The organism is Haloarchaeobius marinus (assembly GCF_051207415.1).
GTDB lineage: Archaea > Halobacteriota > Halobacteria > Halobacteriales > Natrialbaceae > Haloarchaeobius.
In genome coordinates this window covers 32,356-50,755 of sequence record NZ_JBPKGD010000006.1, presented here as the reverse complement: position 1 = coordinate 50,755, position 18,400 = coordinate 32,356, and the positions used below count along the sequence as shown (strand labels likewise).

At 51.9% G+C, this 18,400-nt stretch carries 13 protein-coding genes and 2 pseudogenes; 7 read left to right on the top strand and 8 right to left on the bottom strand.

What is annotated here, in order from left to right; translation table 11 throughout:
• Nucleotides 1-78 precede the first annotated feature (78 nt).
• Nucleotides 79-198 (top strand): annotated as a pseudogene (locus ACSC1W_RS18475) (IS5/IS1182 family transposase); the annotation flags it as partial.
• Nucleotides 199-373: 175 nt separating this feature from the next.
• A complete protein-coding gene (locus ACSC1W_RS18470; RefSeq protein ID WP_435349142.1) occupies nt 374-1,291 on the top strand; it encodes an NAD-dependent epimerase/dehydratase family protein in 918 nt (305 codons plus the stop codon).
• Between the two features lie 150 nt (nt 1,292-1,441).
• Here ACSC1W_RS18470 and ACSC1W_RS18465 read toward each other — a convergent pair whose 3' ends face one another.
• Both ACSC1W_RS18465 and ACSC1W_RS18460 read right to left on the bottom strand, forming a co-directional pair.
• Entirely contained in the window at nt 1,442-1,894 is a 453-nt protein-coding gene (locus tag ACSC1W_RS18465) for an NUDIX domain-containing protein (RefSeq protein ID WP_435349140.1), read from the bottom strand.
• A gap of 3 nt (nt 1,895-1,897) precedes the next feature.
• Nucleotides 1,898-2,668 (bottom strand): annotated as a pseudogene (locus ACSC1W_RS18460) (dTDP-glucose 4,6-dehydratase); the annotation flags it as partial.
• A 425-nt stretch (nt 2,669-3,093) separates the two neighbouring features.
• Between ACSC1W_RS18460 and ACSC1W_RS18455 the strand changes: the two are divergent.
• Entirely contained in the window at nt 3,094-4,770 is a 1,677-nt protein-coding gene (locus ACSC1W_RS18455; RefSeq protein ID WP_435349139.1) for a hypothetical protein, read from the top strand.
• Nucleotides 4,771-5,830: 1,060 nt separating this feature from the next.
• On the opposite strand, the gene ACSC1W_RS18450 is transcribed toward ACSC1W_RS18455, so the two are convergent.
• A complete protein-coding gene (locus tag ACSC1W_RS18450; protein WP_435349138.1) occupies nt 5,831-6,991 on the bottom strand; it encodes a glycosyltransferase family 4 protein in 1,161 nt (386 codons plus the stop codon).
• Between the two features lie 151 nt (nt 6,992-7,142).
• Nucleotides 7,143-8,432, bottom strand: a complete 1,290-nt coding sequence (locus tag ACSC1W_RS18445; protein ID WP_435349137.1) for a sulfatase-like hydrolase/transferase — start codon at nt 8,430-8,432, stop codon at nt 7,143-7,145.
• Nucleotides 8,433-9,102: 670 nt separating this feature from the next.
• On the opposite strand from ACSC1W_RS18445, the gene ACSC1W_RS18440 reads away from it, so the two are divergent.
• A complete protein-coding gene (locus ACSC1W_RS18440) occupies nt 9,103-10,641 on the top strand; it encodes a flippase (protein WP_435349136.1) in 1,539 nt (512 codons plus the stop codon).
• Between the two features lie 356 nt (nt 10,642-10,997).
• Here ACSC1W_RS18440 and ACSC1W_RS18435 read toward each other — a convergent pair whose 3' ends face one another.
• On the bottom strand, nt 10,998-11,912 hold the full coding sequence (locus ACSC1W_RS18435) for a hypothetical protein (RefSeq protein WP_435349135.1): 915 nt from the start codon (nt 11,910-11,912) through the stop codon (nt 10,998-11,000).
• A 451-nt stretch (nt 11,913-12,363) separates the two neighbouring features.
• On the opposite strand from ACSC1W_RS18435, the gene ACSC1W_RS18430 reads away from it, so the two are divergent.
• On the top strand, nt 12,364-12,999 hold the full coding sequence (locus ACSC1W_RS18430; protein ID WP_435349134.1) for an IS6 family transposase: 636 nt from the start codon (nt 12,364-12,366) through the stop codon (nt 12,997-12,999).
• A 42-nt stretch (nt 13,000-13,041) separates the two neighbouring features.
• On the opposite strand, the gene ACSC1W_RS18425 is transcribed toward ACSC1W_RS18430, so the two are convergent.
• Together ACSC1W_RS18425 and ACSC1W_RS18420 are read right to left on the bottom strand one after the other, a co-directional pair.
• The gene (locus ACSC1W_RS18425) at nt 13,042-13,956 is read right to left on the bottom strand and encodes an alkaline phosphatase family protein (RefSeq protein WP_435349133.1); all 915 of its coding nucleotides are present in this window, start codon (nt 13,954-13,956) and stop codon (nt 13,042-13,044) included.
• Nucleotides 13,957-14,053: 97 nt separating this feature from the next.
• A complete protein-coding gene (locus ACSC1W_RS18420; protein ID WP_435349132.1) occupies nt 14,054-15,250 on the bottom strand; it encodes a glycosyltransferase in 1,197 nt (398 codons plus the stop codon).
• Between the two features lie 101 nt (nt 15,251-15,351).
• Between ACSC1W_RS18420 and ACSC1W_RS18415 the strand changes: the two genes are divergently transcribed.
• Nucleotides 15,352-15,633, top strand: a complete 282-nt coding sequence (locus ACSC1W_RS18415; protein ID WP_435349130.1) for a glycosyltransferase — start codon at nt 15,352-15,354, stop codon at nt 15,631-15,633.
• Here the strand turns inward: ACSC1W_RS18415 and ACSC1W_RS18410 are convergent.
• Nucleotides 15,607-16,758 (bottom strand): glycosyltransferase family 4 protein, encoded by a 1,152-nt coding sequence (locus tag ACSC1W_RS18410; RefSeq protein ID WP_435349129.1) that lies wholly within the window; start codon nt 16,756-16,758, stop codon nt 15,607-15,609. The genes ACSC1W_RS18415 and ACSC1W_RS18410 overlap by 27 nt on opposite strands.
• Before the next feature lie 139 nt (nt 16,759-16,897).
• Here ACSC1W_RS18410 and ACSC1W_RS18405 point away from each other — a divergent pair, with 139 nt between their 5' ends.
• Nucleotides 16,898-18,349: a sulfatase gene (locus ACSC1W_RS18405; RefSeq protein WP_435349128.1), complete on the top strand. Its 1,452-nt coding sequence runs from the start codon at nt 16,898-16,900 to the stop codon at nt 18,347-18,349.
• Nucleotides 18,350-18,400 lie beyond the last annotated feature (51 nt).

Sequence of the window (18,400 nt, the reverse complement as noted above, 5' to 3'; positions counted from 1 at the left end):
CCAGGCTTCCTGCGAGATAGTGCTGCTCGCGATTCGGCCGAATCCGGGCTTCTCAGGGGTCGAAGACCGACATCGGGGTTTCCAGGGATCAAGCGCACGCACGGCGACGCCGTGCGAGTGCGAACCTGGGACCGCGAATTTCGTGAACTCGTTCTGAAGTGTGTCGTTCACAACATCACGCGAGCCGTGGCACAGTGAAATCAAACGCCGTATGGCGATTCACCAGAGCCAAACGGCGTAACCGCGACTTCGGGAGGGTCTGATTTCGGTCACACTGCCGGTCGAACCTGCAGCTCTCTGCGGGTTTCGACAGAACTTCGCCGTCCGGTACGTGGGCCAGTAGCTTTTTGCGACCGTTGGCGACACCAGCAGTATGGACGGTAACCGAATTCTCGTCACGGGCGGGGCCGGCTTCATCGGTTCGAACCTCGCCAATCACCTCGCCGAATCGAACGATGTCATTGCTCTCGACAACTGCTACCTCGGGACGCCCGAGAACCTGGACGACGCCGTGGAGTTCGTCGAAGCGGACGTGCGCGACGACGACATTCCGGCCGACGTGGACGTCGTGTTCCACCTCGCCGCGCTCTCCTCGTACGCCATGCACGAGGAGAACCCGACGGAGGGGGCTGCGGTGAACGTCGACGGGTTCGTCAACGTCGTCGAGCAGGCACAGCAGGCCGGCTGTGACACGCTCGTCTACGCGTCGACGTCCTCCATCTACGGGAGTCGAACCGAGCCCTCTCCTGAGGACATGGACGTCCAGGCCAGGACCGGCTACGAGGCGTCGAAACTCGCCCGGGAGCGGTACGCGGAGTACTACTCGAACTTCCACGACGTGACCGCTGCCGGGATGCGCTTCTTCTCCGTCTACCAGGGCTACGGCGGGAGCGAGGAGCACAAGGGCGAGTACGCGAACGTGATCGCGCAGTTCGCCGACGACATGGCACGCGGCGAGGCGCCCGTCCTCTACGGCGATGGGACCCAGACCCGCGACTTCACCCACGTCGACGACATCGTCCGCGGCCTCGTCGTGGCTGCAGAGGAGCGACTGGACGGCGTCTACAACCTCGGCACAGGCGAGAGCTACTCGTTCAACACCGTCGTCGACCTGCTGAACGAGGAGCTGGGGACGGACATCGACCCGGAGTACGTCGAGAACCCCATCCCCGACGACGTGTACGTCCACGACACGATGGCCGACATCTCGAAGATACGTGCTGCGACTGGGTGGGAGCCCGAGATCGGGTTCGAGGAGGGGATTGCGGAGGTCTGTCGGCAGTACCGCTGAGCGGGAGATTTGGAGCCTAACTTCGGACCGGCCGTCTGACTCCGACGTAGGGTGGGAGGCGACGGGCCGAAGCGCTGTTTGTTCGAGTCGGAACCGGAGACAGACTGGCCTCACACACTCTGAGTCTTCGAGACGGCTTCGCGCTCGGTATCAGAGTTCGTCGAGGTAGCGCTCGACGTACGGATGGAACTCCTGGAAGGGAGGCCGAAACACGTCGAGTGCACTGTGCTGGTCGTCGCCGACGATACTGGGGCCGTCGCGCTCGAAGTGGCAGCGATACGCGGTCGCCACGTAGTGTTTCGAGTCGACGCCGCCGATCTCGCTCGTCTCGTAGAAGTGTTCGTAGGTGCCGAGCCGTTCGTCGACGACGACGGGTTCGCCCAGTTCCTCGTCGGCGACGCGGTGGACTGCCTCGATACGGGGTTCGTTCTTCAGCACTGTGCCACCCGGGACGAACCACTCGCCCTTCGCGGGTTCGTTCTCGCGTTTCCCGAGGAGGACACCACCGTCGTGTTCGACGACGAGGTCGACCGAGACGAGTGGCACGTTCGCGACGACCGACTGCCATTCGTCCTGGGGAATCGGCTTCGATTCGTCGACCATCGCTCAGTCGAGGTAGTAGTCGACGGTCCGTTCGAGTCCCTCCTCGAAGGAGTACCTGGGCTCCCAGCCGAGTGCCTCTATCTTCTCGGTCTCCAGCGCGTAGCGCTGGTCGTGACCGGGGCGGTCGTCGACGAACTCGATGAGGTCGTCGGACGCGCCGACGGCGTCCATGATCGCCGCGGTGACTTCGAGGTTCGACTTCTCGGCGTGGCTACCGATGTTGTAGATCTCACCGACTGCTCCACCGCGGGGGACCACGTCGAGCGCTCTGCAGTTGTCCTCGACGTATATCCACTCGCGGACGTTCGACCCGTCGCCGTACACGGGGAGCGTCTCGCCAGCAGCGGCGTTCTGGATGAACTTCGGGATGAGCTTCTCCGGGTGCTGGCGTGGCCCGAAGTTGTTGCAGGTCCGCGTGATGAGCACGGGGAGGTCGTGGGTCGTCTCGAAGCTCTTCGCGAGCAGGTCAGCACTCGCTTTCGTCGCGGAGTAGGGGTTCCGGGGTTCGAGCGGGTCGTCCTCGGAGAACGTGCCGTCGAGAATCTGGCCGTACACCTCGTCCGTCGATATCTGGAGGAACCGGTCGACGTCCGCGTCCCTGGCCGCGTCGAGGAGCGTCTGCGTGCCCTGGACGTTCGTCGTGACGAACGGTTTCGAGCCCTCGATGGAGCGGTCGACGTGGGATTCCGCCGCGAAGTTGACCATGGCGTCGGCGTCGTCCACGAGGTCACGATCGCGGATGTCCCCTTCCACGAACTCGGGGCGTGACCCGTCACCGAGTTTTCAAGTGATTCATCACGAGCGACCGAGTACTCTTTCAGGTAACGACCCGCTGGACGAACCGAACCTCACTGGTGTCGCAGCGAAAAGCAACCAGTCGGACTACGTCGAACGCGGCCCCTCGCTCTCGGCGGACTACACCAACCTCGAACTCGACACGACGAGTGGGCACGCCGTCGCAGAATGTCGTCTGGGAGAGCGACAGGACGGCGAACCGCCCCTCATCTCCCCAGATTGGGCAACGGTTCTTCGACACCGACCTCGGGCAACCCATCTAGTACGATGAAAGTGGGTGGGTCGATGCGCAGGGCACGTCCGTCTGATTAATTCGGAGGGTCCTAGCGTATGGTTGTCTCAAGGAAGCGTCATCTCGGTTTGAATGGACAGGTATAACAAATCGGGTTACTACTCCATAGATAATGAATCCGAGGGGGAAAGCAGCGCTTTCCATAAGTTATCTTTCTCTGGCAGTTGGTGTCTACGCTGCCCACGCGACGGAGTCAGTATGGCCGTATCTCCCTCTCACTGTGATAATCTCCATCCTCGCCCTCGCAGGACTCGTCTTCTCTCAGCAGCGAGCATCCCTGCCCGCAGTGCTTGTGGTAATCATGGGAGTAGGACTCTCCTATCGTGTCCTCGCATTTGTAATTCCAGAGAGCCTGATTGGCAACGACCCAAGCGCGTTTGGCGTCCAGAGTCAACTGATTGCGGATACAGGGTCAATCAGTGGAATCACGCTTGGATTCTACGGCGATGCAGCGATCTATGCAACGTTTCTCGGCGAAAACATCCTCTTGTTAGACCTGCCCGCGGATACCGTCCAAGCTGTAATCCCGATTGCGGCAGCCGTCATCCTCCCACTGACTGCAGCTGCCGTGGCTGGCCGTCTCTCTCCCACCAGGCGGACGAGTCTGATCGCGGCACTCATCGTCGTCCTGTTCGCGCCGACAATCCAGTTCGCGATTCGACCAATCCCCCTCTTCTACTCGGGGTTGGTGTTCTCGACGTTCACGCTGGTGCTCATCTCCTATCACAACGCCACCCGCCGCCGCTATCTGTTCATTTTCGGTGTTCTTACCACGGTGTTAATCGTGTCGCACAAAATCGCCGTCCTCATCGCATTTGTCGTCTGCGTAACCCTTCTGGCAGCGGATCGCGGCCCTCGACAACCGTTCGACGCGAGTTCCAGCCGACCAATATACACGCTGACTGAACTCCTCAGCATTGGGTTGGCCATCCAGTGGCTGTTTCTGACAACGTATGTTGTCGATGCACTCATTCGCATCGCCTCGATTCTGGGCGTTGAGACCGTCGTCATCGCTGATCGGGCTACTGCTGTTCCGTTCAGCCCGTCAACGACGTACACGCTCATCGGGAACGGGTACGTGTTTGCCACGCTCGGCATCGGTGGTCTGGTATGGCTGTATCTCATCATCTTTCACGACCACCCACCAACGACGCGGTTGCTTGGGGTTGTCGCCGTCACCGTCGGAATCGCCCTTCCCGGATTCGTATTCAGTGCAGCTGGTGGGTTCACACGGACGGCGATTTTCTCCGCGGTCCCTGTCTGTGTCCTGCTCGCGGTTGGATACGGGCGGGTGACGAGTTCCCGCGGAACTGTTGTCACGGGCGTCGCTACGTTCCTCATCGCTGTCGTCCTCGTTTCACAATTATTTGCGGTGGGTGCAGCCCCCGACTATCGCGATAGCCCGCGCCAGTATCTTACAGCAGGCGAGGTCGAAGCCAAACACTTCGCCACGGACAGGTACAGTGGCACGGTCTATATGGACGCGCAATATGGCCACACAGTCCTTGATTTTGAGGCCGCCGCTGCGAGTGGCGATTCCAAGTATCAAACGACCGTCCCCAGCGAGTTCCGTGACGAACTCTTGACGACGGCTCTGACGAACGGCACACTCGTTGATGATGGGTATGAAGCTGTCCTCCTTCGTGACCCAGGCGTCTATCGTATGGATGATGGCCGGTGGATACTCACGTGGGATCCGGCCGCGGAAATGGCAGCCCAGCCAGAGTACAGCCAAACTTACAATAATGGCGCTGCGAAACTGTTCATAAAGGATACCGGTGAAGGGTGATTTTCGGTACGATAGCAGGTATGAGTCGGCTCAGAACTATTCGGGCTTGTACTGCTATTTTGGGTGGAGTTTCCAGTGCGCCTGCAGCTGTCGTGTTCTGGCGAGTCCCACCGACGAGGTCCCGCCATGCACTCGAATTGGTTCTGAAAACAGGCGCAATAACAGTTCTCTTTGGCCTTCCGGTGCTGATCTACGGTCTCCTTCTCACGATCAGTACAATCTTCTATACGCTACTCTTATTGAGAACCGCTTGATTAGAACGGTAGCGATAGTACTCACCGCCCCGAGAGTCACAAGTCGGCTTCGGGCAGACTCGGGTAGGGCTCTTGGATTTTCCTGGGCTTCTGGTAGACGTTCTAGGTGCCGTTCTTCGAGGGGGCGGCCATGTTCGATGCGTGGATGGGCTGCTCTAGGGGGTCTCCGACGCTGGGCTCGCATCCCCCCACTCTGGACTGCCCATGTGACTGGCGATTGCGTCCGCAACCCGTTCGATGAGCCCGGTCTTCAAGCGACGACCACTTGTCGTGAGTGTCGTGGTACTATTCGTCGGTGGGTCGGGAAGACCGGGGTGCTGGCGTGGCGCCGACCTACGAGTGGCTGGTGAGCGATCGAGCACTTGGCTGTCTGCTGTTGAGTTAGCACTTGTGGACCACCGCGCAGTTGTATCCGAAACAGCAGCGCGTTGTGGGTGAGAGTCGGTACTCTGGACTGGTGGAGAGCCGGAACCAGGTGTACTCAGTCTCGGGCAGGCCCCCGATTGGAGGGAGTGTGACTGCCAAAGCGCAGTTGAGTGGCTGTTAGGTATCTTATGCTCTTGGGAGATGCTAAACTCGGAGCGGGTGAATCCTCAGGACCTGAATGATTTCGGGGGGAACCGCGGCATTGGTTCTGCTGGGATTTAGAGCAGAAACAGCTACGTGCTCTGTTCAAACACGGATATGCGAGCCCGGCGAAATATTTTTAAAGGCTGGTAATGCTCGTAAAGAATTGAAAACATGGTCGTGGTTGACCTGAGGAACATTCTTAGACTATTCTAGGACTCAGAGTAGACTTTTTCTACTCAGTTGCTGAGTTCAATCAACGACTCATAGCTCATCTCGAGTTGGTCAATTCGATCTTCAATAGAAAATTGTTTTTCTGCTGCCTCTCGTGCTTTTTCACTCATCTTTGGTAGATGATTTCTGTCTGTGGCCATTTCCGTAATTGCATTTATAAGTCCTCCAGCATCACCCGGTTCAAAAAGGATGCTGTTAGTTCTATCTCTGACTCCAATGGGATTTTCTGCAAGTTCAGATGCGATGACGGGTGTCCCTGATGAAAGGGCCTCTATCATGGTCAGGGTAGGGAATGCTTCACCACTTTTTGAGGTGAAGACAAATGCATCCGCCGCTGCATAGCAACTTGCTAGTTCGTTGTCGGTGAGTCTCCCCATAATCTCCATATTTTTAGTCTTTTGAGCAATCTTTTCAACTTCTCCTCGCATTGGTCCATCGCCCGCTACTGCAAAGTGGATACCCATGCTTTCCTGGCCTATCCTTTGAATCGCTTCCAATAAAACATCAATACCTTTTTTCTGAGACATCCGCGAGAGAGTAAATAATACCGTCGCATCTGAATCGCAATTAAATGGGGAAGCTTCTTGTCCACGACGAGGATTAAAGAATTCCGTATCTACACCATTCATGAGTAACTCTGTATTTGTACTGGGCTCTAGCTTCTGAACATATTGTTCAATGTTTGGATTAATACAGAACACAAGATTGGCTTGCCGTAAATTCCATCGACCGACGAGATGATCATTAACTTGCTCAATCTGTTGAATTGGAAAGGGATACTCAACGAACGGAGTGTGCTGATGCATAACTACGGGAGTGGAAGATGGCACATGTCGGAGAATCGCCGTTGTCGTCAAATAGTTTAGCCCATGAACATGCACAAGGTCGACCTCGCGATCTTCAAGGGTGTCTCTCAGCTTTCGTCCTGCATCTATAGGACTCGGTACAGGATAAGGCACCCCGAACGACTCAGTGGGATTCCATGCTTTGAAGCGTCGCACTTTGTATCCATCTTGTCGAGAGTTAAATGAGTCTGCACCTGCATTACTGCTAACCACCGTAACATCATGCCCTCTTCCTGCTAATCTTTCGGCGTGAGATTCAACGACAGACTCAATCCCACCAATGTGTGGAAAAAAATAGTGAGAGCCAAGCACGACTTTCATGAGAAGCGATTTGTAGACCACTGTGAAAACACTATTCTCTTTCGGAACTAATTGGCGGCTTTGTTTCGACCTGAACAAATATCCATGAAATCCGTCGTTGACCAAGATAGGTCACGAGTCGTGACATATAGACCGTGGGACAGAGCACACCTCATCCAACGTACCCGAGGGCATCAAGTCTCTCTTTTAATTCCTCATTTGTATTTTCGGTTAAGGACACGTCTTTTTGAGGGAGTGATTCCATGCGCCTTTCCTTTAACGACCGTAACCGTTGAAGTTGGTCCATTTCTTCCGACGAAAGGTCTACCTGTTCCTCCGGATCCTTCTTTAAATCAAATAGCTGCTCGCTACTATCCGTTGAGATATACTTCCAACGTTCACCACGGACAGTTACAGTACTACTGTCCTCTGTACGGCTGAAAACGTAATCATTGGTCCAGTCAGATAGTGAAGTCGAATCATCGCTAACACACTTCTTTAATGTCTCTGTTAATTTAAGCAAGCTAATTGGGTCAGAAACACGTTCATCCATTCCTACATTATACACTAGGAATGGAACATGTATGTTCTCCTCATAGAGTTGGTGTTGATGTCCATAGGTGTCATGCTCCCCAAATGCTTCACCATGGTCGGAATAGAGCGCTAGTATAGGATCATCATCAGCGGTATCTGTGAGTAGAGCATCGATGAATCGGTCAACCGAGCGAATACTGTCTCGGTAAGCTCTCTTAACACGGGTTTCAACGTGTGGTGGGAGGCGATTTTTGTAATTTGTCCCGTCATTCGCTCCACCGAGAACGCTATTTGCACGGGCTAGCGAATAATACATCCCAATCGCTGATGATTCTACCCGGTCTTTTCGTCCTACAAAGTATGGATTGTGGGTGTCTAGTAAGAAAATCCACACAAAATACGGCTCCGAAAGTTCTTCGATTACTGAAATAATTTGGTCGTAGAACTGAGGCCATCGAGAGAACCACCCGTCCTTGTTGTACCATCGCTTTAATGTACGAATCGGTGGTCCGAGAGCTGTTCCCTCAAACCGATTAGAGACGTGCTTGCGTTGTTCGCCCCCAACATCATAGAAATAGTCAAACCCTTTATCGAAATTCGCGGTACTAGAAGTCCAAGGGTTCGCTTCAACACATGCTGTTGAGTAGCCCATATCCCCAAACTCCTCCGCGATTGTCCGGTGAGACCCAATGTGTTCCTTAATTCTGTTAATACGCTCACCGTAACTCGTAATTTGGTGATCAGTGACGGGTAACGGAGTCCCGGTATGGATAGCCGGTACAGAAGATAGAGTCTGGGGCCCTGGAGCGATCGCATTTTCAAAGACGACCGAGTTTGAAGCAATCTCATCCAGTGTAGGTGTTGTTTCACTTTCAGAGAGAAATCCGCAATGGTCCGCTCTAACACTGTCAATTGTGACTAAGACCATATTACGGGATGACATGATTAAGCCCGTTTAGACCACGATGGGCTATAAGCAATTTGATTGTAGAAAAATTCACTCTTCAACCACTCGTATGACCCACATATATGTAGTTCGCTTCGTGAGCTGGGTTAGAGATCTGTACCAGTGGATGTCTCGACATTACCATTTGAAGAAGAGACTGCGAGAAGGATTCGGTCAACTAGAGCGACAGGACGTCTTGTACCTACGTCGGGATGGAATAATAGCTCTCGAGACCGTCTGGTAAGACATCAGACATTGAAATTCCTCCAAGTATGGTGTCCAGCTTGGGTGATGATACAACTGAATAGAAATGAGGTAGGTAATTGAAGTGTATACGGATATCTACGAGAATGCCAACGATTATCTCCATGCATTCTATTGGTTGAGACTACAGTAAATAGTGGGAATGGGTACGAACAAGATAAAACACTAAAGGACTGTGGTTGGATTAATACTGGATAAATTTTTAACTGTATCCCAATACAAATGGCTGTGGCTTCTCCGTCATGAGAATATGGTTAGAGAAAAACAAATCATTGATGCACTTCGATAGGAAGTGTAGGCCTGAGCACTAGGGATTAAATGAAATTGAGATATCGAACTATAATCTCGGGTAGAAATCAAGCAATCTTACAAATCTACGTTTTTAAAAATGACTAAGGTCGCTGACAGCCTCGGAAAATTGGCAGAAAGTGCATCGGTTGTGTTCGTTGGATCGATTGTAGGTAGAGCCCTCGGATTAGTTGGCGAGACGGCGATAATTCGAGCGCTGCCACCAAGTGCGTTTGGTGAGGTAGCACTCGCGTATACTGTGGTATTCGCTCTCGCGAACATCACTCTACTAGGGGTTCATGATGGAGTCACCCGATTTCTCTCGGCAGCGGATGACTCAGTAGAGCGACTTTCAATACTGAGGAGCGCTCTCATCATAACCCTCGTTGCGGCAGTGATAAGCATCCTCGGGCTATACTTTCTTAGAAATTGGCTGGCAGGACTGATGGGCCAACCGTCGCTAACCAAGTGGATACCTTTCTTTTTAATCTTCTTCATACTTTACCCACTCGCCCGTATCGCGTTTGGCGTACTCCGCGGCCAAGGACGCACGGTAGGTGCTGTTCTTTCAAAAAAAATCGGGGCCCGGGTTTTCGCACTAGGCCTGCTCGCAATAGCAACCTTCACTATTTCTTCTGAGATCGGAGCTGTTGCTTATTGGATATCGTTCCAGTTTTTCATTCTATTTTTCTGCACCCTCTTATTGAGACAAAGATATCAGCTTCGCAAAGTCGTCGGTATTCCAGATTCCAGAACGCTGAATAGGCTCTGGTCGTTTTCGTGGCCACTTGCAACCAGCTCTGTTATCTTTCTTATGCTTTCGAACATGGACGTGTTGATGATAGGCTATTTTCTGGATTCAACGTCCGTCGGGTACTACCGCTCTATCCAGCCACTTAAGCAGGCGACGACCTTCGTCGTTAGTTCCTTCTCGTTTCTTTATTTGCCAATCGCTACGGAGTACTACGAATCTGGAGATCTAGGTGGCTTGAATGAATTGTTTACTGTCACGACCAAGTGGATCTCTCTGGCAACGCTTCCGTTTGTGTTGGTATTCACGTTCTTCGCATCAGACGCTATTGCCGCGATATTCGGGGCAGCATACACACCAGCATCTTCAGCACTAGCAGTACTCATCGGTGGGCTGTTCATCCGAGCACTGAGCGGACTTGATGGCGACATGGTCCGAGCGATCGATCGGCCAAAGGTCGAACTTTATTCTGCAGCAGGTGGTCTCTCTGTCAACTTCGGACTGAATATAGTACTCATCACTCAATATGGGCTCGTGGGTGCAGCAGTCGCCACTGTCACTGGATACGCAGTCTACAATGGACTCGAGGTAATAGCGATCTACCGTCAAACAGGAGCAAGTCCAGTTGGGTGGAATGTTCTCAAGCCTCTATTCCCGACCACGCTGCTTGCTATCGTAGCGGCAATAATCCTCCCAGACAACTTGGGACTACTCGCACTAATAGGACTTGGGATGTTTTTCACCATGACTTTACCAATATCTGTATTCCTTACCAGAAGTTTTGACAGGACAGACATCGAATTAGTGGAGATGGTTGAACGACACTCGGGAGCCGATCTCGGTACGTTTAAACAGGGAATCCAGTGGCAATTGGTACAGAACGAATGAAGACAGCTAAATCTTCGAGACTCATTCATGAGGTCAATAATTAATTTCTGTCTTTTTTGAAACTGATTATTTGCATCGGATTTGAATAATTCTTAGCGGAGCACCTGCCTCCGGATGGGCTTACCAGAAGAACAATGAGCTCTGTCCCGACTGCGGAAGCGTCTGGATATAGTGGGCCTTCTTGATGAGATAGGAGCACTGGGAAATGAAATACAAGCTAAAATAGTGTGAATTTTGACCTCTTTTTCACTGTGTTGGTTTATTTACTGATCGCCCATGAGGTTAGCGGTTTTTGGTATATAGCTATCTAAACCTGCTGCGCTTTGCTTGGCATCCGTATCTGAATGACGCCATTCTCAAACAGCATAACCTAGATCTTTCAAGTGTTCCATAGTTTCTTCTGGTGTCACTGACCTGTTGGATTCGCGACTAGGCGGTTCCGATATTATCTGTTTTCGCTCCTCTGAGTCATTCACCAGCCACGGGACTTTGATGAGTGAATCATGATATATTCCTAGGGGATGACCATACCCGCGAACTGGTATTGGTCGAAGGCGCTCTCCTAATAGTTCGCCATGATCTGCGGTGACGACGGTCTTCCCGTTGAGCTCTGCAAGGAGTTTCTGAACATCTTCTAAGACGATCTCTAAATTCTCCCGGTACGCCTGTCTGGATATCTTCCGACGGTCTGTTTTGTCTAATGAGTGTACTGCACGCTGGAAGTTGAGTCCCCTTTGTTCGGAAAAGTACTTGTCGCCAGTCGGCCCAATGAATGGCCGATGTGGTTGGACGTAGTGTACTATTAGTCGTTTATTGGGATACTGTTCGTTTGAATCAAGAGCCGCTTTGGTAACGGACTCCGGAAGGGTAGTCTTGTACCGGTTCTCACGGAATGTTGAAGTGTGAAGCGGGACGAAGTCGTGTATCTCTGCATCAATTTCATCTTGAAGGGAAAGATACCATCCGTTTGCAGATACGTAGACCGTGTCGTGAAGCTTTTTTCCACGAAAGTTAGCAGTTACAAACTGTTTGGTCGCAGAGGCTTTCGACTTAACTTGTCTAAGTGAACCCGGCAGGCCTGAAATTTCATGAAATATATCGTATCGGCACGCATCGAGGATAACGAGGTTGTCCCAGTCACGGTCAAAGATATCGATACCTCCTGGATTGTGATCCGTTCTAGTTCGAACTGAATGATAGAGTTTGTTTAATTCAACGGCGGCAACATCAGGGTCCCGTATTCCGCGTACGAAATCGGATAGGGTATACATTTGATAACAAATCGGAGAGGGTGACTATATACGTTTTCCATCAACGAAACTTGCTGGTGGTTTAATCTATTCATGTAGTCCATCTCAAGGAGGTATCCGTCAATCGTCTTCAGTACACCTAACGTGGTTGTCCAAGCAACCCCTAATGCGATACTTTCCTCCGTTGTTATTTGTGGGAACTGCTTCGTCGCCAATCAATTCAGAAACCTCGTCATGCTGGGTAGTAGGACGAAATATATTCAATGAGTGGGCTGTCCGTACTAGTTTTGAATTAGGATTGCAAGCAATTGTAAAGAAATTCGTCAATTCAGAAATTGGGAAACTAAGCCATCTGACGAGAGACCAGAGATTTACAAAGTTTGTTCGCTTACCTATTAAATGCGCTCCATCTTCGATAAGGCGGTGTTCAGATAAGGTCTGAAGAACGAGGCGGTGGAATTTCTAGGTGTCCATGCCAGAAATCGACCGCCTCATCGGTGCTAGCGACTGCTTCGAGTTAGACTTTCTGGAGCGAGAAGCGACACCCGAGCCCGCGATGAAGCTCGGTATCCGACTTCATCTGGCTGGGCTATCACTCTCGGATACAGTCTCTATCCTCGATGAATGGGGTGTCGACCGTTGCCGCTCAACCGTCCACAACTGGGTGCAGAAAGCTGATTTACAGCCCACAGACGATGCAGACCCGGATCACGTTGCGGTCGACGAGACCGTGATCCAGCTGAACGATGAGCGATATTGGCTGTACGCTGCCGTCGATCCTGCAACGAACCGCTTGCTGCACGTCCGCCTCTATCCGACGAGAACACAAGCGCTCACCGAGATGTTCCTTTCCGAACTCCGCGAGAAACATCTCGTCGACGATGCAGTCTTTCTCGTCGACGGTGCACCGTGGTTGCAAGCGGCCTGTCACCGTCACGGACTCCGATTCCAGCAGGAAACACATGGGAATCGAAATAGCGTCGAACGTGTCTTTAGAGAAGTAAAACGCAGAACAAACCAGTTCTCAAACTGTTTCAGCCATGCTCACGCAGAGACTGTCGAAAATTGGTTGCAAGCGTTCGCCTTCGCATGGAATCAGCTAATCTGAACACTACCTTCGATAATAAAACTGAGCGCCAAGGGTGATGCATCAGAAATATCCAAGTGCTCGCAACTGCTCTTCTCTATCCATGTTCACCGGATCTTCAAATTCAGTCTCAGGGGTGTGTTCACCGGAGTCTTCTGCAGTCGTCTCTATCCAGGGCACCTCCCTGAGAGAATGATGTGGCATCCGTGGTGGATGCCCATAAATGCCGAGCTTTCCTAGTGCATTTCCGTGGTCACTTGTAATGACGATCTTTTCAGCAGTAACATTATTAAGAAGTAATTCGATTTCGTCAAGAACTAGTTCGAGGTTCGACCGGTAGCCGTCCCAGAGGTCATCGACCTCGATGTCGCCATCTCGGTATAATTCCCAAACGTCTCGATGATCTTGATCACTGAAACTCTCTCGCTTCTTGCCGGCCGACAGTTCCGGCCGGGGAATGAAGGGACAGTGTGGTTGTAAGTAATGGGTGATTGTCCGCGATGATCGATTATTCCGCATCGAATCGATAGTTGCATCCGTAACCGGACGTGGAGGAACTGTTCCTGGATCCACCCAAATATCCTTCCAAACCTCCTGAAACTCAGAAAATGATGCGGCATCAAGACGTTCGTCGGAGAACGGATTACTGCAAATGTACGTCGTTTCTGAAGTATCTCGACTTTTGAACGTCCGTTCCATCCAGAGTGCAGTTGTACTGTCGAGCGACCAGTGAGAGGAGACATCCGATATATACGAATACTCTGGTTCAACCTCCTGCATCAAGTCTAGCCGACAGGCATCTACCACGATCAATAAGTCCCATTCATAGTCATAGATGTTGTCGCCCGCGGGTTGAAACCGCCGCCCCTGTTCAATGATTTTCCTGTAAGCAGGCCATATGGACTGCCTCAGCCCTTTCCATCCGTCAGAACGGACGTTTCTGTAGGAATCACCCAACCAACCTGTGAAATCCATCATTAAGAGCGAGAATCTTCTAAGTCAAATATATTTATGGTTGAGGAGGGGAGGACTTGCCTCATATGGATTCAAATCGTTAGTTATAGTATGAAAATCATTAATTCTCCATAGACCCATAGCAATCCATGAGCCTGTCAACGTGATCCTCAATTGTATGATTAGCTGCCCACGAGAGTGCATTATCACGTCTATCCGTCATCTTTTCGTCGTCATTGAGGTGTCGCTGGACGCATCCTGCGAGTGCTTCAGGGTCGTCTGGTGGAAAGAGGTCACCACGTCCATCGGTGACCAGTTCTGGAAGTCCACCGACCGATGACGCGAGCACTGGTAGTCCCGCTGCGAAACTTTCGTAGACTACCAGTGGTGAATTCTCCATCCATATCGACGGAACAATGGTTGCACCGACGTTACGTCGAAGGGCATGCAGCCGTTCATCCGAGACGTATCCATGGAACTCAACGTTTTCCAGTTTAGCTGCGGCTGCTTTGCTTTTATCGTCGTACGGTCCCGTCCCGCAGAGGTGGAAGGTGACGTCCGATAAGTACTGTGCGGCCTCGAATATCGTTTCTAGTCCTTTCGCACGAAGGTGTTTTCCAACATAGAGCACGGCCCGGTTCGGCTTCCCAGTGGGGGGTGAATCTGCAATTTCCGTCACTCCGTGCTGAATACGTTTCGTTGGAACGTTCTCAAAAAATCCGTGTTGACGATGAACATCAATCACATGGTGGCTAGGTGAGACGACCAAATCTGGACGGCCGATGGAGCGTTTTTTGGCTGCTCCATACATTCGACAGGGGACTGGCGGATTCTTGCAGACGTCAATGTCGTCATCCGGAAGCGTGCGCTCTCGTAGAAGATTGCTCTTTGGACAAATGAGGCTGTAGTCGTGGAGCATGTGCACAAACCGGGCATCCGACTTTGCGATTGCAGATCCCACTAATGTCGAAATGCCCATGAAATTATTCGTATGGACGACGTCAAATTTCCTCCTAGTAAGGAACTTTGAGATGACTTTTCTTGCATGAATGTTGGCGGTGTCTAACTGGTGCCAGAGTGCCTTTGTAACAACATTCTCACCGGTGCCCTTGCTCCGATGTGAAATATTCAGTGGATAGAACCGAAAGACGGCAATCCCGTCTTGTTCCTGGCGCTGTAGGTTCAGTGATTGCACACCATCGAACGGTTTTGTTGTCAATACACACACATCGTGTCCCCGTTCTTGCAGCGCAGACGCGACACGGAAGACGTAGTTCTCTGCTCCTCCATAGGAATCGGGTGGGAATACCGCGTTCACGAGACAGATAGAGACCATTGAGGTGGTATTAATTCGATAAAGAGAACTTACCGGCTAAAGTTTTTACTGTTATCAATTCCAAAGCTTCGAAATTTCAGGCTTTGACAATGATCGAATCCCTTGCATCAGGGACCCCTGTCATCGCATCCGAACTTAGTGAGGAGGTTGGCGGCATCGAAGATGGGGAGAATAGCATCCTCATCGAGCCCGGGGACGCACATGCATTGACAGAAGCGATGCAAGCTCTCTTGGACAACGAAGAATTGCGGTCGTCGATGAGCGAGTCCGCCCGTGAGAGCGCAGAAAAAGAATTCTCGATCGAGTCCCGAATCGATCGGCTTGAAGCCTGTTACGAGTCACTCGTTTCCAAGAGTGACGGATAGGAACAGCTGTTCCAGTTGTGTGACCGACTCCTCCCAAGAATGTTCTTCTGACCAACGACGAGCCTCCTCGGCCATCGTCTCACGTCGTTCGTCGTTATCCAGTAATGCGTCGATTTCCAATGCGAACTCCTCTGGGTTTGCGCCATCAACTAGGACCCCCGTTTGCCCATCACGGATAGAGTCTCGGAGACCGCTTACGTCACTGCCTACAGCAGGTGTCCTGCACGCGTTTGCCTCTAGAACGGCTATTCCCCACCCTTCTACCCGACTCGGAGCAATAAACACCCAGGCGGACTGTAACAACTCGATTTTCTTCTCCATCGAAACGAATCCGTGGAAGTGAGCGTTCTCTGTTCTGTTGCAGTAGTCCTCGATGTCTGCCCGGACTGGACCATCCCGACCAGCGATGTCGAGTCTGACAGGCGATTCGTGTTTCTCACGTAGTTGGTGATGAATCTCGGAGATGCGGTCGACCCCTTTGTATCGTTCGAGTCCACCGACGTACACGATTCGAGGCGTCTCCGACTTCCTACCTGGGCTGTACTGCTCCAGGTCCATCCCGTTCCGAATCTCGTACACCGTCTCCGGATTATGCCCACGCGATACGAGTTCCTGCGTCGTACTCGGACTCACACTTACAGTAGGCGTCTTCCGCTCCCGTAGAACCCCCGCCCACTGTGAAAGATAGCCAAACAAGTTTTGCGGGAATGGGTGTGTGTCGAAGAACGAATCGATTGCGACGTGGTGGAAAATCGCGATTCGCGGGCGCCGGGTAACGACTGGCCACGGGAGAGGTGTGTCCACTGTGTAAACAGTGTCTGGTGAGAGCCTGAAGAGAGCCCAGTAGAAGTAGACACTGATGGTAAGATACGAAACCACGACGTCCCATGGAGCTGATAATCGACCGTCAAACCCAACTCTATGAATCACGACCGACCCATCAGTCTCGAGTCGTGGCTGACCCTGGTCGGAGCCAGTGAGTAGGTGGACCTCATGACCTCGCTCCGATAGTCGTTTCAACGTGGCTTCGAGATTAAGTTCCGACCCCCCTGCTTTCGGATGCTCCCAACTTCGCTTATTAAGGGCGAGGATACGGAGCGTCTCCTCGCTGCCTTCTTCATCCACAATCGATTGTCCCATTAGAGTCTAGTACCTGAATGTTCCTCTATTCTGTTTAGAGTTTTTTGGTATCTCCAGGTGGTACGCTTTCCGAACAGTGACTCTTTAGCATCTTGACGCGAATGGATACGCTACGACATCCAGTATGGACAAAAATGTAGTCCTCCTCGTGATGGACACAGCGAGAGCCTTCGATACAAGGTACGTCCGTGAAACACTTTCAGATTCATCGCTTGACCGGCTCGCCACAGAGGGAGCAGACTTTGTCAACGCATTCTCGAATTCACCGTGGACACTTCCGTCTCATACATCGATGTTCACCGGTGCGTATACCTCAAAGCATGGAACTCATGCTGGGCACAAGTACTACGAGGGACAATTCCCGACGTTGGCAGAACTCCTCAAAAAAGAGGGGTACGAGACAGTCGGCATCACGAACAACGCTTGGGTAACCGGTGAGTTCGGTCTCTCTAGAGGTTTCGATCGATTCTACAAGGTCTGGCAGTACATCCAGACGGATACCGACTTTGGCGAAATCAAACTTACATCGTACGGGACGGACCGCCTCAAGGAAGGGCTTACCGCACTCTTTAGTGACGATGTTATCGCAAACGTAGTGAACAGTATCTATGGCCAATTCCTGTACCGTCGGTCAGATTATGGTGCAAAACGCACGAACCGACTCGCTCGAAAGTGGCTTAGCGAACGGAATGGAGACGACCCGTTCTTCCTCTTTATAAATTATCTTGAACCACACCTCGATTACCAACCGCCGCGTGAATTCACTGAACCCTTCCTAGAGGACGGTTCGTACGATGAGGCGATGAATGTCCCACAGAAGCCGTGGGAGTACGTCGCTGGCAAATTGGAACTATCTGACTCCGATTTAAGCCTCTTACAAGGGCTCTATCGGGCCGAGATTGCGTACCTCGACGAGCAGATTGGAGAATTGCGGGCGACACTCGAGAAGGAAGGAGAGTGGGAAGACACGGTCTTCATTGTGGTCGGTGACCATGGCGAAAATATTGGCGACCATGGCTTAATGGATCATCAATACTCCATCCATGATACACTGATTCACGTCCCATTGTTCGTAAATGGGGGAGGATTTGATGCAGTTGGAGAGTCAGAGGAACTGGTTCAAGTCGTCGACCTCTTCCCGACTATCTTGGACATCGCCGAAGCATCGATTCCAGACGATTCTCAGGGCCGTTCTTTCCATCCCAACTCCACTGCCAAGCCTCGGGAGCACGTATTCGCCGAGTACATCTCTCCCCAACCTGCCATCGAACGTTTGAGTGAACAAACGGGGGTACCAAGTAGTGAACTCGAGAAGTACAGCAGAGAGATTCAGGCAGTTCGAACGAATGAGCACAAGTTCGTCCGTTATTCGGATGGTATACGGAAACTCTTCGATCTCGATAATAACGACCAAGAGCAAGAGGACGTACTGGAGATTCAAAGAGCGACTGCTAAAGAGCTCGAAGCAGAACTCGATTCTTGGCTTTCGTCTTTCGAACACGCCTCTGATGGAGAGGCGACAGAAATGAGTCGAAGTACTAAGCAGAGGCTCGAAGACCTCGGATACCTCCAATAGTTCATTTCAGTCTCGGGCTGACACCAATGGGTTGGTTGAAAATACGCCTGA